The sequence below is a fragment of the Lysobacter hankyongensis genome (assembly GCF_039543145.1).
Taxonomy (GTDB): Bacteria; Pseudomonadota; Gammaproteobacteria; order Xanthomonadales; family Xanthomonadaceae; genus Lysobacter_I; species Lysobacter_I hankyongensis.
Window position 1 is genome coordinate 320,986 of sequence record NZ_BAABJE010000014.1, and the last position, 13,624, is coordinate 334,609.

Consider the following 13,624-nt stretch of genomic DNA (forward strand, 5'->3'; position numbering starts at 1 on the left):
TGTCCGGGCAATTCCGGCAACCGACGCCGCGCGCCCGCGATCATTTCGCAGTCAGCGCCGACGGCACGATCAGGATCTCGAAACGGTGGCTGTCGTTGCTCTCGCGGACGATCGACAGCAGCTCCGGACGGCTCTGCGCGGCATCCAGCGCGCGCATCCCGTCCGAGACGCAGCGATGGGTTTCGGCCTGCCCCGTCAGGGTCACGCGTTCGCCGCCGTAGCGCACATCGACGACCCTGCAACCGGCCGGGAACAACCTGCCGACACGGCGCTGGATGGCGAGAGGGTCGGCATACCCCGCGGGCGGAAGCTGGCTGCCCGCCGCATTCGCGGTCGTCGCGGGCCCGGGCGCGTTCGCCGGCGCCGAACCCGCCACGGCGGCCGAAGGCGCCGCCGACAGCACCGCCATGCCGGAGGCCGGATCTTCGCCGCTCGCATTGCCCATCGAGGCGGTGGCCTCGCTGCGCAGGACCATCGGCGAATCGGTCAACACGAATTCGACGCTGCGCACATGGAAACGCCCGGAGGTGACGATGCGCTGCACCCGCTGCGGCCCGGTGGCCGCACCGTTTCCTCCGACACCGGCCACCCGGTTCAAGAGGGTATCGACGTCGGCGGTCGGCGCGGTGTAGCGCACATGGACCTCGCCGCCGCGCACCTCGACCGTCTCCACCACCGTGCCCGCGGGCGCCAGGCCTTCGAGACGGCCGCGGATGTCGTCCGCGGCGAGAAAACGGTCGGCATCCGAACGCGCCTGCTCCGCCTCGCGCCGCGCGACTTCGGCCTCGATCTCGTCGATCGGCCGCTCCAGCAGCGAGCGTGCGGCCAGATCCTGGACCCGCCAGGGGCGCTGGGCGTCGTCGCGCGGCCAGCGCAGGGTGCCGGTGTAGGTCCCGGTGGGGATCGGCAGATCCTTGCAGCCGTCGCCGCACCAGACCGTGATGCCGACCGTGCTGATTTCGCGCGACTCGCCCAGGATCGAACGGTCCTCACCCAGGGTCAGCCGGATCGGTTTCGTGTAGGCGCGGGGCAATTCGATCCAGCCGTCGCGGCAGATCATGTCGGTGCCGGCGCGCAGGGTGCGGACGATCTCGGCCGGCGGCCCGAGCTCGGCCACGCGCTTCGCGTGGGCGGCTTCGCCCTCGCGGGCGATGAAGGCATCGCGCTGCGGCGCCTGGAGGAGGTGGTAAAGCTCGCGGTAGCGCGGCTTGTAGAACTCGCGGATCAGCGCCAGATGCTGAACGACCCGCGTGTCTTCCACCATGAAACGGAATTCGTAGGCGCCGGGTTCGACCCGCCGGATGGTCAGCCCGCGGATCTGCGAAGCCGGCACGCGGTTGCCCCATTCGATCGGGAATTCCTCCAGCATCGATCCGCGATACGAGACGCCCTTCGCGCCCGGCGGGGGAAAGGCGTAGGTGCCGCTGAGATCGGGACACCCATACAGATCGGGCGCCAGTTGGGTCTTGCCGGCCTGATCGACCCCGTTCACCGAACGCCCGCACCCCGCCACGATGAGCGCCAATGCCATCGCCGCCGCTGGCCACGCCAGGCCCCTGCCGTATCGCCGTACCGTGTCCCGCATGCTCGTGTTCCCCCCGGATCGAATGCCATCGACGTGCCGTCGACGCGCCGGACCTTATCAGTCCGCGCCCGGACACGAGAAGGCGACCGGGAAAGTCGCGTGGAACGCGACCCGGAGACGATGCCCATGCACGGACGACGCGTTCGGCAGCCGGCCGGCGACGACGGGCCTACGACCATTGTCGAAGCGCCGCCGCGGCCGCGCCGCGGCCCCGAGTGGTGCGCTGCGGCGAAGCCTGCGGCTATAATTCCGGTCCTTTCGCCGACCCGCCGCCCCGCCCTTGGATTTCCCGGCGGATCAAGCGGTTATCCCTTTCTCCTCCGCGCTTTCCGACATTCGAGTGTGATCCCCGAGTGGACAGTCTCCTGAAGCAGTTCGCGCAGTCCTCCCAGCTCGGCGCCAATGCCGCGTACATCGAGGACCTCTACGAGCAGTACCTGGTCTCCCCCGACAGCGTCGGGCCGAAATGGAAAGCCTATTTCGACGGCATCAAGGGCCGCGACGCCCGCGATGTGCCGCATTCGGCGGTGATCGAAGCCATCGCCGAGGCCGGCCGCCAGGCCGCGCGCGGCGTGGTCGTCGCCGGCGGTTCCGGCCCCGGCGACGAGCGCGAACGCTCGATCGGCCGCCTGATCACCGCCTATCGCTCGCGCGGCCATCTCGGCGCCGACCTCGACCCGCTGGGCATGATGGAGAAACCCGGCGCGCCCGACCTGGGCCTGGACTTCCACGGCCTGGGCGACGCCGACCTCAACGACGAATTCAGCACCGGCGGCGTCGCCGGGCAGCCCCGGATGAAGCTGCGCGATCTGCTCAGCCTGTTGAAGGCGACCTACACCGGCAGCATCGGCGCCGAGTTCATGCACATCACCGACGCCGACCAGCGCCGCTGGATGTACGAGCGACTGGAATCCGCCGGCGGCGATTTCCGTCGCAGCGACGAGGACAAGCGCCGGATCCTCGAACGCCTCACCGCCGCCGAAGGCCTGGAACGCTACCTGCACACCAAGTACGTCGGCCAGAAGCGCTTCTCGCTGGAAGGCGGCGACGCGCTGATCCCGATGCTCGACGTGATGATCCGCCGCGCCGGCAGCGACGGCGTGAAGGACGTGGTGCTGGGCATGGCCCATCGCGGCCGCCTCAACGTGCTGGTCAATACGCTCGGCAAGCCGCCGCGCAAACTCTTCGACGAATTCGAAGGCAAGTTCGAGCACGACGACCGCGCCCATGCCGGCGACGTGAAGTACCACATGGGCTTCAGCGCCGACGTGCAGACGCCCGGCGGCCCGGTGCATCTCGCCCTCGCCTTCAATCCCTCGCATCTGGAAATCGTCGACCCGGTCGTCGCCGGCAGCGTGCGCTCGCGCCAGCATCGTCGCGGCGACAAGGCCCGCCGCCAGGTCGTGCCGATCCTGATGCACGGCGACGCCGCGTTCGCCGGTCAGGGCGTGGTGATGGAACTGCTGCAGATGTCGCAGGCCCGCGGTTTCGCGGTCGGCGGCACGATCCACATCGTCATCAACAACCAGGTCGGCTTCACCACCAGCGAACGTCAGGACGCGCGCTCCACGCTGTACTGCACCGATGTCGCGAAGATGGTCGGCGCGCCGGTGCTGCACGTGAACGGCGACGATCCCGAAGCGGTGGCGTTCTGCGCCGAACTCGCCTTCGATTTCCGCCAGCAGTTCGGCAAGGACGTGGTCATCGACCTCGTCTGCTACCGCCGCCACGGCCACAACGAAGCCGACGAGCCGGCGGCCACCCAGCCGCTGATGTACCAGACCATCCGCAAGCGCAAGACCACCCGCGAGCTGTACGCGGAACGTCTGGCCGAGAAGGGCACGCTGAAGGCCGAAGACGCGCAGGCGCTGGTCGACGGCTACCGCCAGAAACTCGATGACGGCATCGTCACCACCGAACTGGCGCCGGCCAATCCCGATGCCTATGCCATCGACTGGCGCCCGCTGCTCGCGGCAAAGCTCGGCGACGGCGTCGACACCAAAGTCCCGCGCAAGCGGCTGGACGAACTGGCGACGCTGATCAACACCCTGCCGGCCGATGCCACCCTGCATCCGCGCGTGGCCAAGATCTACGAGGACCGCCGCAAGATGTCGGCAGGCGAACTCGCGGGCGACTGGGGCTTTGCCGAGAACCTCGCCTACGCCACGCTGCTCGACGACGGCTTCCGCCTGCGCCTGGTCGGCCAGGACTGCGGCCGCGGCACGTTCTTCCACCGCCACGCGATCCTCCACGACCAGAAGACCGACGTGGATCACATGCCGCTGCGGCAGCTGGTCAAGAATCCGGAGGACGCCACGATCATCGACTCGCTGCTCAGCGAAGAAGCGGTGATGGCGTTCGAATACGGTTATTCCACCGCCGATCCCATGACCCTCGACATCTGGGAAGCGCAGTTCGGCGACTTCGCGAACGGCGCGCAGGTCGTGATCGACCAGTTCCTGTCGTCGGGCGAAGCCAAGTGGGGCCGGCTCTGCGGCCTCGCCCTGTTCCTGCCGCACGGCTACGAAGGCCAGGGCCCCGAGCACAGCTCGGCGCGCCTGGAACGCTTCCTGCAGCTGTGCGCCCTTGAGAACATGATCGTCTGCACGCCGACCACCCCGGCGCAGGCCTTCCACATGATCCGCCGGCAGATGCGCATGAAGACGCGCAAGCCGCTGGTGGTGATGACGCCGAAGTCGCTGCTGCGCCACAAGCTCGCGGTGTCCACGCTCGACGAACTGGCGAACGGCGAATTCCAGCATCTGATCCCGGACGCGAGCGCCGACCCGAAGTCGGTCAAGCGCGTCGTCGTCTGCGGCGGCAAGGTCTACTACGACCTGCTGGAAGACCTGCAGAAGCGCGAGCAGAAGGATGTGGCGCTGATCCGGATCGAACAGCTGTATCCCTTCCCGCGCGCTCACCTGATCGCTGAACTCAAGCGTTATCCGAAGGCGACCCAGGTCGTGTGGTGCCAGGAAGAACCGCAGAACCAGGGCGCGTGGTACCAGATCCAGCATCACCTGCGCTTCTGCCTGCAGGAGAAGCAGAACCTGCACTACGCCGGTCGCGCCCGCTCGCCCTCGCCCGCCGCCGGTCATTTCAACGATCACGTCGAAGAGCAGCTGAAGCTGATCGCCGACGCGCTGGTCAATCCGCTCAACGGCGAACACGCCGCCGAGTGACGCTGTTTGCCGCCGGCGCCCCGGGGCGCCGGTGACCTTTTCAATACCGCTGTCAGGACGCCGCCCATGGCCACCGAAATCAAGGTTCCCGTTCTTCCCGAATCCGTCTCCGACGCCGTCATCGCCACCTGGCACAAGAAGGTCGGCGACGCGGTCAAGCGCGACGAGAACATCGTCGACCTCGAGACCGACAAGGTCGTGCTGGAAGTGCCCTCGACCGTGGACGGCGTGATCAGGGAGTTGAAGTTCGCCGAAGGCGCGACCGTCAACAGCCAGCAGGTCATCGCGGTGATCGAGGAAGGCGCGGTCGCGGCCGTCGCGGCCCCGGCGGCCGGCGCCCAGGAAATGCAGCCGAAGGCCGAGGCCGCGAAGGCCAACGCCGCCGCGCCGGCCAGCACCACGCCGGCACCGGCGGCCGCGTCTTCCGAACTGCCGCCGGGCGCGCGCTTCGCCGCCGCCAGCAGCGGCGTGAACCCCGCCGACGTGGCCGGCACCGGCCGCCGCGGCGCGGTCACCAAGGAAGACATCGTCAACTACGCCAGCGGCAAGACCGCCGGCGTCGGCGGCGGCGCGCGTCCTGAAGAACGCGTACCGATGACCCGCATGCGCGCCCGCATCGCCGAACGCCTGATGCAGTCGAAGAACTCGATCGCGATGCTGACCTCGTTCAACGAGGTCAACCTCGCCAAGGTCATGCAGATGCGCAAGGAGCTGGGCGAGCAGTTCGAGAAGGCCAACGGCATCAAGCTCGGCTTCATGAGCTTCTTCGCCAAGGCCGCCGCGAACGCGCTGCAGCGCCATCCGATCGTCAACGCCTCGGTCGACGGCAACGACGTGATCTACCACGGCTACGCCGACATCAGCATCGCGGTCGCCACCGAGAAGGGTCTGGTCACGCCGGTGCTGCGCAACGTCGAGCGCATGGGCTTCGCCGACATCGAAGGCGCCATCGCCGGCTACGCCAAGGCGGCGCGCGAAGGCGGCCTGAAGCTGGAAGACCTGCAGGGCGGCACCTTCACCATCACCAACGGCGGCACCTTCGGTTCGCTGATGTCCACGCCGATCGTGAACCCGCCGCAGTCCGCGATCCTCGGCATGCACGCGATCAAGGAACGCGCGATCGTCGAGAACGGCCAGGTGATCGCCGCGCCGATGATGTACATCGCGCTCAGCTACGACCACCGCATCATCGACGGCAAGGACGCGGTGCTGTTCCTGGTCGACATCAAGAACCAGCTGGAAAACCCGCACCGCATGCTGTTGGGCATGTGATCGGCATGCGCAGCCACACGACACGCGGCATGCTGGCATTGGTCGGCACGATGATGGCGGCCTTGCTGGCGGCGCCCTTGGCCGCCGCCGATCAGGACAAGCCGGTAAGCGCCATCGTGCAGCGCGCGATGTTGGCGAGTGTCGTGCGCCACTGCAGCGAAGCCTATCCAAAACTCGCCCCGACCCTGAAGGCCAAGCTGGACGCCTGGAACGCGGAACATGCGGATGCCAACACGGCCGCCGATGCCTTCATCGCCGACCTGCCATCGGACAATCGAGCCCAGATCGACCGAACGGTCCTCGTGGTGGAGCAAACCGCAAGCGACATGCTGGGCGCCGCGCGACGCCAGGCCGCCGGCGAACTGTTCTGCTCGCAGGCGTTCGACAGCTTCGGATCGACGAGCAGCGAGGGCTACTACGATGCCGACAACCTCGACGAAGCCATGGGCATGTACTACATGACGATGAGGTCCGCGGAAATCGGTCGGGAAATGTGCGTCGCACGCTATCCCCATCTGGCAGGCCACGCGGACGAGGCGCTCGCAGAGTGGCGCGTGCGCGAAGCCCCCATCATCGCCAGGATCGAATCGACCTTCGACCGCATGCAACGCGAGAATCCGGATTCGGCACGGCACTTGATGGAAATGGTCGAACGAAATGCCCGCAAGATCCTTTCGGTGGCAATCGACAACGGCCAGGAGATCTACTGCCGCAAGCACTTCGACGATCTCGCCTCAGGCGAGCATCGACGCGCGACACCGAAAATGTACCGGTTCCTGGAACAGGGATCTTCCGCTCAATAGCGGTCGACTTCCGGCACGTGGCCCCGCAACCTTGACCGCCGACCCGCAGACCGGCCTGGCCCCTCCCCATTCCACGCGATGCACTGCGATTCGCGTTGGCAGAGACAAACGATGAGCGAGCAACAACAATTCGACGTAATCGTCATCGGCGCCGGCCCGGCCGGCTACCACGCCGCGATCCGCGCCGCCCAGCTCGGCATGAAGACCGCCTGCATCGACGCCGCGCTCGGCAAGGACGGCAAGCCCGCCCTCGGCGGCACCTGCCTGCGCGTCGGCTGCGTGCCGTCGAAGGCGCTGCTCGACTCGTCGCGCCAGTTCTGGAACATGGGCCACCTGTTCGGCGACCACGGCATCAGCTTCAAGGACGCGAAGATCGACGTCGCGGCGATGGTCGGCCGCAAGGACAAGATCGTGAAGCAGTTCACCGGCGGCATCGCCCAACTGTTCAAGGCCAACAAGATCACCGCGTTCTACGGCTTCGGCTCCCTGCACGCCGGCAACATCGTCAAGGTCAAGCAACACGACGGCAGCGAGATCGAACTGAAGGCGCCGAACGTGATCCTGGCCGCCGGCTCGGATTCGATCGAACTGCCGTTCGCGAAATTCGATGGCGACGCCATCGTCGACAACGTCGGCGCGCTCGACTTCACCGAGGTGCCGAAGCGTTTCGGCGTGATCGGCGCCGGCGTGATCGGCCTCGAACTCGGCAGCGTGTGGAACCGTCTCGGCGCGCAGGTGACCGTGCTCGAAGCGATGCCGGATTTCCTCGCCGCCGCCGACGGCGAAGCGGCGAAGATCGCGGCGCGCGAATTCAAGAAGCAGGGGCTCGACATCAAGCTCGGCGCCAAGGTTTCGAAGGCCGAGGTCAAGAAGAAGGGCAAGACGACCGAAGTCCACGTCACCTACACCGACGCCGCGGGCGAGCAGAACGTCGTGTTCGACAAACTGCTGGTCGCGGTGGGCCGCAAGGCCGCGAGCAAGGGTCTGCTGGCCGAAGGCTGCGCCGTGCAGCTCGACGAGCGCGGCCGCATCGTGGTCGACGAACACTGCCACACCGGCGTCGACGGCGTCTGGGCGGTCGGCGACTGCGTGCGCGGCCCGATGCTGGCGCACAAGGGCTTCGAGGAAGGCATCGCGGTGGCCGAACTGATCGCCGGCCTGCCGGGCCACGTCAACCTCGACACGATTCCGTGGGTGATCTACACCGAGCCGGAAATCGCCTGGGTCGGCAAGACCGAGGAACAGCTGAAGGCCGAAGGCATTCCGTACAAGGCCGGCAGCTTCCCGTTCGCCGCGGTCGCGCGCGCGGTGGCCATGGCCGAACCGGCCGGCTTCGTGAAGGTGCTGGCGCATGCCGAGACCGATCGCGTGCTGGGCATGCATCTGGTCGGCGCCAATGTGTCCGAGCTGGTGCACGAAGGCGTGCTGACCATGGAATTCAGCGGCTCGGCCGACGACCTCGCCCGCATCTGCCACGCGCATCCGAGTCTGTCGGAAGCGGTGCACGACGCGGCGATGGCGGTGCACAAACGCTCGATCCACAAGGTCAACTGACCGGATGGGATCAGAAACGGCGCACCCCGGTGCGCCGTTTCGCATTTGGGGCCGAGGCAGCGACGAGAACTGACTGCAACGAGAACGGGAGCAGCGATGAGCGACCACAATTCGATCCGCAACGTCTCCGACACCGCGCTGTGGGTCGCGATCTATCGCGCGATGGAAAGCGAACGTCCGGACGCGCTGTTCCGCGATCCCTACGCGCGTCGCCTGGGTGGCGCGCGCGGCGAGGCCATCGTCCGCGAACTGCCCGACGGCGAGACGATGAGCTGGCCGCTGGTAGTCCGCACCGCGGTGATCGACGAGATCGTGACCCGCGGCGTGCGCGAAGGCGCGCGCACGGTGCTGAATCTCGCCGCCGGCCTCGACGCCCGCCCCTACCGCATGGATCTGCCCGCCGATCTGCGCTGGATCCACGTCGACATGCCCGACATGGTCGACTTCTTCCGCGACCGGATGGCTGGCGAAACGCCTCGCTGCCGCCTGGAATACGTCGCCGCCGATCTGCGCGAAGCCGACAGGCGTCGCGAAGTGCTGGCCGACGCCGGCCGCGAGGGCCCGGTGCTGGTCATCACCGAAGGTCTGCTGCTGTATCTGCAGGCCGAGGACGTCGCCGCGCTGGCGCGCGATCTGCACGATGTCGCGAAGGCGCGCTGGTGGGTGGCCGACCTGGCCTCGCCGGCCCTGCTACGGCGTCTGGAGAAGACCTGGTCGCCGACGCTGCGCGCAGGCAACGCGCCCTTCGTGTTCGGCCCGCGCGAGAACACCGGCTTCTTCGCGCCCTTCGGCTGGCGCGAACTCGAATTCCGCTCGCACTGGGACGAATCGATCCGCCTGAAGCGCACGATGCCGCGGATCGGATTCTGGCGGATCATGATGGCGCTCACGCCGGCGAAGCGACGCGCGAAGATGAAGCGCATCAGCGGCATGATGCTGCTGCGTTCCGAACACTGAACCACAGGACATTTTTTCCACGATGAAATCGATCTGCGTCTACTGCGGCTCCAACGCCGGCAACAAACCCGTCTACGGCGACCGCGCCCGCGCGCTCGGCGCCCGCATCGCAGCCGAAGGCCTGCAACTGGTCTACGGCGGCGGCAATGTCGGGCTGATGGGCATCGTCGCCGACGCCGTGCTCGACCACGGCGGCGAAGTGATCGGCGTGATTCCCGAGCAGCTGGTGCAGTGGGAAGTCGCGCACAAGGGCGTGACCCGGCTCGAAGTGGTCGCGAACATGCACGAGCGCAAGGCGCGGATGTTCGACCTCGCCGACGCCTTCGTCGCCCTGCCCGGCGGCTTCGGCACGCTCGACGAAATGTTCGAGATGCTGACCTGGCGCCAGCTCGGCCTGGGCCAGAAACCATGCGCCTTCCTCGATGTCGATGGCTTCTACGCGCCGCTGATCGGCATGATCGACCGCATGGTCGAAGAACGCTTCCTGCACCCCGAACAGCGCCACGACCTGTGGCACGGCGAAGACATCGACACCCTCTTCGGCTGGATGCGCGGCTACACGCCCGCGCAGGCGGACAAGTGGATGGACGAGAAGCGGCGAAAGGATCTGCGCTGATCAGCAGTTCCGGCGGCGACTTTTCCCGGATGACATGCATGCCACCCCGAAACGCCTCAGGACCAAGATGGACGACGAAACGAGATCGGGAGAAAAAGCGCTCAACTGGCTTTCGCAATGGGGGCTTGTCTATGCCATCTGCCTGCCCGCCGGTTTTGCGATTCTGGCAATCGGCGGGATTCGCGAGCCGCTCCTCGCAAGCGCGTTCATCGCCGGTCTGCCGGGACTGCGCATCGCATCGGGTGCATCCCGCGTGTCCCGGTTGTGGTTGATCGTCGCCATACCTGGAGTCACGGCTTTCCTCGGCATCATGGTGATGGCACTTGTGGGCAGATGAGCGCATGCGCAGCGCACGAGGTCGGCAGCCTCGTGCACTCGGGCGATTCCCTCATCTGAAGTACCCTATGCTCATGGCCGCACTTCAACCCGAAAAACGCCTCCGATGAGTACACCCAACACTTTCAGGGCATTCCGCATCCGCAACGACAGCGCCGGCTACCGCAGCGGCATCGAGGAGATGTCGATCGACGATCTCGCCCCGGGCGAGATCGTGATCAGGACGGCGTATTCCTCCGTGAACTACAAGGACGCGCTTGCCGGCACCGGCGAGGGCAAGATCCTGCGCTTCTTCCCGCTGGTGGGCGGCATCGACGTGGCCGGGCACGTGGTGTCGTCGACCGATCCGGCATTCAGTGAAGGCGACGCGGTGTTGGTCACCGGCTGCGGCCTCAGCGAGACCCGCGATGGCGGCTACGGCGAGTACGCGCGGATCGAGGCGAAATGGGCGATTCCCCTGCCCGCCGGGCTGAGCCTGCGCGAAAGCATGATCCTGGGCACCGCGGGCTTCACCGCCGCGCTGGCCCTGCTGCGGATGGAGGACAACCGGCAGACGCCGGCGCTGGGGCCGCTGGCGGTGACCGGCGCCACCGGCGGTGTGGGTTCGCTGGCGGTCGACATCTATACGCGCGCCGGCTACGAGGTGCATGCGATCAGCGGCAAGCCCGAACACGCGGATTACCTGAAATCCCTGGGCGCGACCCAGGTCCTCGGTCGCGATGTGCTGGCCGACGCCAGGCCGCTGGAAGCCGCCCGCTTCGGCGGTGGCCTCGACAACGTCGGCGGGCCGATGCTCGCCAGCCTGCTGGCGCGCACCCGGCCCTACGGCAACGTCGGCAGCGCCGGATTGGCCGCGACCGCCGACCTCCCGACCACGGTCATGCCGTTCATCATCCGCGGCGTGTCGCTGCTGGGCGTGGCCTCGGCCGGAACCGCCCGGGATTTGCGTGATGAGGTATGGAAACGGCTGGCAACGGTCTGGAAACCTGCGCACCTCGACACGATCTGCACCCGGGAAGTCGGGCTGGAGGGTCTGCCGGAGGTGTTCGCGGGCATGCTGGCGGGGGGCTCGTTCGGTCGGACCGTCGTGCGCCTGGGCTGAGCCGAGGTCCGGGCGCCGCATGCGTGTGCACTGGATCAAAATTCGGGGCCGTCCCGCTTTCGGGCCGGCGCGCGGCAGACTACACTGAACGCAGTCTTATCTGGGGGTCCGCATGGCTCGCATTCTGATCGTCGACGACTCTCCGTCGCAGTTGATGGGTATCCGTCGCATCGTCGAAAAACTCGGGCATGAAGCGCTGACCGCCGAAGACGGCGCCGCCGGCGTGGAAGTCGCCAAGCGCGAGATTCCGGACCTGATCCTGATGGACGTGGTGATGCCGAACCTCAACGGGTTCCAGGCCACCCGCACCATCTGCCGCGAGCCCAAGACCAAGCACATCCCGATCGTGCTGGTGACCACCAAGGATCAGGACACCGATCGCATGTGGGGCATGCGTCAGGGCGCCAAGGCCTATCTGACCAAGCCCTTCAGCGAAACCGAGCTGTCGGACACCATCACCAAGTACGTCACCGGCCTCGGATAGCCCCGAGCCGGCGCCTGCCGGCTCCATCTTCTTGTGCCGCCGGCGCCTGCCGGCTCCCGTTTCCCGTATCGCCGAGCCATCGTTCTGCGCGGCCGGCGACAACGCCACCACTTCCAGACGCCGGGCCTCACGCCCGACGCCAGTCGTCCCCGAACGCGTCGCGCATGCGCCGATAGGCCTCGCGCTCTTCCTCGGTATTCGCCTTCGGCGCGAGAATCTCGAGTTCCACGATCTGATCGCCCGCCGGCGCACCGCCGGTTCCGGGCAATCCGCGTCCACGCAACCGCAGCTTGCGACCGCCTTCCGAATCCGCGGGAATCTTCAGATCCACCGCGCCGCCCAGGGTCGGCACGCTGATCGTGGCGCCCAGCGCCGCTTCCCAGGGCGCGACCGCCAACGCGTGGATGATGTTGCGGCCGTCGACCTCGAATTGCGGGTGCGCGGCGTATTCGACTTCCAGCAGCAGATCGCCGCCACCGGGCGCCTGGCCCGCAAGCCGGATCGCCTGCCCCGGGCGGATGCCCTTGGGCACGCGCACCTCCAGCGAACGCCCGCCGACCGCAACCCGCACCGGATCGCCGCGATGAATCGCTTCCAGCGGCACCGCGAACTTCGCGCGGGTGGCGCCATCGCCACGCGGACGCGGGCCAGGTTGACCGGCACCGGCGAAGCCGCCGCGCCGACGACCGAACAGCTCCTGGAAGAAATCGCTGAAACCGCCGTTGCCGCCGCCGGCGAACACTTCGTCGAAATCGAAGCCGCCCGGACCGCCGCCGAATCCGCCCGGAGGCGGCTGTACTTCATCGCCGGGACGGTAACCGCGCGCGCGCAGCTGATCGTAGGCGGCGCGCTTCTGCGGATCGCGCAGCGCCTCGTAGGCTTCGTTGACGGACTTGAACTGCTCCTCGGCGCCCGGCTCCTTGCTCACGTCCGGATGATATTTGCGCGCGAGGCGACGATAAGCGGTCTTGATCTCCGCCTCGCCGGCACCGGGTTCGACCCCGAGAATCTCGTAGTAATCCTTGAAACGCATGGCGCGGTTCCGCGAAAGTCGTGTCGATGCGATCCACTATAACGAAGCAGCCGCGTGTGCGGCTGCGAAGTCGTACATGGCGTGGGCCGGCCCGCCTGCGAAACGGGCCGGCGGCTGAGCGATCATCGCCGCACGAGGCGATCAGGCCTGCGTGTCGGCGGCCTGCGCGATGCCCACCTGGATCCTGCGCGGGGTCGATTCGGCGCGCTTGGGAATCGCGATTTCGAGCACGCCGTTGCGACCGCTGGCGGTGATGCCGTCGGCATCCGCGGTATCGGGCAGCGCGAATCGGCGATGGAAGCTGCCGTAGCGTCGCTCGATGCGCGAGAAGCGTTCGGACTGTTCCGCGACTTCGCTGCGGCGTTCGCCCTTGATGCTCAGGATGCCCTTGTCCATCAGGACTTCGACGTTCTGCGGATCGACGCCGGGCAGATCGGCGAGGATGACGAAACGTTCGGCTTCTTCCTTGATGTCGACGCGCGGCACCCACTGGCTGGTGACCACGGCGGACTCGTCGGGGCTGTCGCCGGTATTGAGGAAACGGTCGAAGATCTGCTTCAGATCGTCGTGGATGCGGGCCTGGGCCGGCCACGCCTGCTGATAGCGCATGAGGCTCATCGGAATCTCCGTTGGATGCGGCGGCACCATGCCGCCATGCACGACAGATGTGCGGCGGACCGCGGTTTTTCAAGGGCCGTCC

Annotated in this window: 12 protein-coding genes; 9 read left to right on the plus strand and 3 right to left on the minus strand. The window is 67.3% G+C overall.

Annotation, left to right across the window (positions count from 1 at the left end):
* Positions 1-40: 40 nt before the first annotated feature.
* Positions 41-1,585, minus strand: a complete 1,545-nt coding sequence (locus ABD974_RS13410; RefSeq protein WP_345303839.1) for a hypothetical protein — start codon at positions 1,583-1,585, stop codon at positions 41-43.
* Between the two features lie 353 nt (positions 1,586-1,938).
* On the opposite strand from ABD974_RS13410, the gene ABD974_RS13415 reads away from it, so the two are divergent.
* From ABD974_RS13415 to pilH, 9 genes are all read left to right on the plus strand, one after another.
* Entirely contained in the window at positions 1,939-4,767 is a 2,829-nt protein-coding gene (locus ABD974_RS13415) for a 2-oxoglutarate dehydrogenase E1 component (protein ID WP_345303840.1), read from the plus strand.
* A gap of 66 nt (positions 4,768-4,833) precedes the next feature.
* Positions 4,834-6,039, plus strand: coding sequence for a dihydrolipoyllysine-residue succinyltransferase (sucB, locus tag ABD974_RS13420; RefSeq protein WP_345303841.1), 1,206 nt, complete (start codon positions 4,834-4,836; stop codon positions 6,037-6,039).
* A 5-nt stretch (positions 6,040-6,044) separates the two neighbouring features.
* Positions 6,045-6,842 carry a hypothetical protein gene (locus tag ABD974_RS13425; protein ID WP_345303842.1) on the plus strand — a complete coding sequence of 266 codons (798 nt, stop codon included), beginning with the start codon at positions 6,045-6,047 and terminating at the stop codon, positions 6,840-6,842.
* Positions 6,843-6,953: 111 nt separating this feature from the next.
* Positions 6,954-8,396 (plus strand): dihydrolipoyl dehydrogenase, encoded by a 1,443-nt coding sequence (gene lpdA / locus ABD974_RS13430; RefSeq protein WP_345303843.1) that lies wholly within the window; start codon positions 6,954-6,956, stop codon positions 8,394-8,396.
* A 96-nt stretch (positions 8,397-8,492) separates the two neighbouring features.
* A complete protein-coding gene (locus ABD974_RS13435; RefSeq protein ID WP_345303844.1) occupies positions 8,493-9,353 on the plus strand; it encodes a class I SAM-dependent methyltransferase in 861 nt (286 codons plus the stop codon).
* 22 nt (positions 9,354-9,375) lie between these two features.
* Positions 9,376-9,969 carry an LOG family protein gene (locus ABD974_RS13440; RefSeq protein WP_345303845.1) on the plus strand — a complete coding sequence of 198 codons (594 nt, stop codon included), beginning with the start codon at positions 9,376-9,378 and terminating at the stop codon, positions 9,967-9,969.
* Positions 9,970-10,036: 67 nt separating this feature from the next.
* Positions 10,037-10,306, plus strand: coding sequence for a hypothetical protein (locus ABD974_RS13445; RefSeq protein ID WP_345303846.1), 270 nt, complete (start codon positions 10,037-10,039; stop codon positions 10,304-10,306).
* Between the two features lie 105 nt (positions 10,307-10,411).
* A complete protein-coding gene (locus ABD974_RS13450; RefSeq protein ID WP_345303847.1) occupies positions 10,412-11,407 on the plus strand; it encodes an oxidoreductase in 996 nt (331 codons plus the stop codon).
* Positions 11,408-11,519: 112 nt separating this feature from the next.
* Positions 11,520-11,891, plus strand: coding sequence for a twitching motility response regulator PilH (pilH, locus tag ABD974_RS13455; protein WP_345303848.1), 372 nt, complete (start codon positions 11,520-11,522; stop codon positions 11,889-11,891).
* A gap of 127 nt (positions 11,892-12,018) precedes the next feature.
* Here pilH and ABD974_RS13460 read toward each other — a convergent pair whose 3' ends face one another.
* Positions 12,019-12,924 (minus strand): DnaJ C-terminal domain-containing protein, encoded by a 906-nt coding sequence (locus tag ABD974_RS13460; RefSeq protein ID WP_345303849.1) that lies wholly within the window; start codon positions 12,922-12,924, stop codon positions 12,019-12,021.
* Positions 12,925-13,065: 141 nt separating this feature from the next.
* Positions 13,066-13,542: an Hsp20/alpha crystallin family protein gene (locus tag ABD974_RS13465; protein ID WP_345303850.1), complete on the minus strand. Its 477-nt coding sequence runs from the start codon at positions 13,540-13,542 to the stop codon at positions 13,066-13,068.
* Between the last annotated feature and the right edge of the window lie 82 nt (positions 13,543-13,624).

Excerpts from the sequence above, each read along its gene's own strand:
- ABD974_RS13410 (WP_345303839.1), bottom strand. The coding sequence starts at position 1,585 with ATGCGGGACACGGTACGGCGATACGGCAGGGGCCTGGCGTGGCCAGCG.
- sucB (WP_345303841.1), top strand. The coding sequence starts at position 4,834 with ATGGCCACCGAAATCAAGGTTCCCGTTCTTCCCGAATCCGTCTCCGAC.
- ABD974_RS13425 (WP_345303842.1), top strand. The coding sequence starts at position 6,045 with ATGCGCAGCCACACGACACGCGGCATGCTGGCATTGGTCGGCACGATG.
- lpdA (WP_345303843.1), top strand. The coding sequence starts at position 6,954 with ATGAGCGAGCAACAACAATTCGACGTAATCGTCATCGGCGCCGGCCCG.
- ABD974_RS13435 (WP_345303844.1), top strand. The coding sequence starts at position 8,493 with ATGAGCGACCACAATTCGATCCGCAACGTCTCCGACACCGCGCTGTGG.
- ABD974_RS13440 (WP_345303845.1), top strand. The coding sequence starts at position 9,376 with ATGAAATCGATCTGCGTCTACTGCGGCTCCAACGCCGGCAACAAACCC.
- ABD974_RS13445 (WP_345303846.1), top strand. The coding sequence starts at position 10,037 with ATGGACGACGAAACGAGATCGGGAGAAAAAGCGCTCAACTGGCTTTCG.
- ABD974_RS13450 (WP_345303847.1), top strand. The coding sequence starts at position 10,412 with ATGAGTACACCCAACACTTTCAGGGCATTCCGCATCCGCAACGACAGC.
- pilH (WP_345303848.1), top strand. The coding sequence starts at position 11,520 with ATGGCTCGCATTCTGATCGTCGACGACTCTCCGTCGCAGTTGATGGGT.
- ABD974_RS13460 (WP_345303849.1), bottom strand. The coding sequence starts at position 12,924 with ATGCGTTTCAAGGATTACTACGAGATTCTCGGGGTCGAACCCGGTGCC.
- ABD974_RS13465 (WP_345303850.1), bottom strand. The coding sequence starts at position 13,542 with ATGAGCCTCATGCGCTATCAGCAGGCGTGGCCGGCCCAGGCCCGCATC.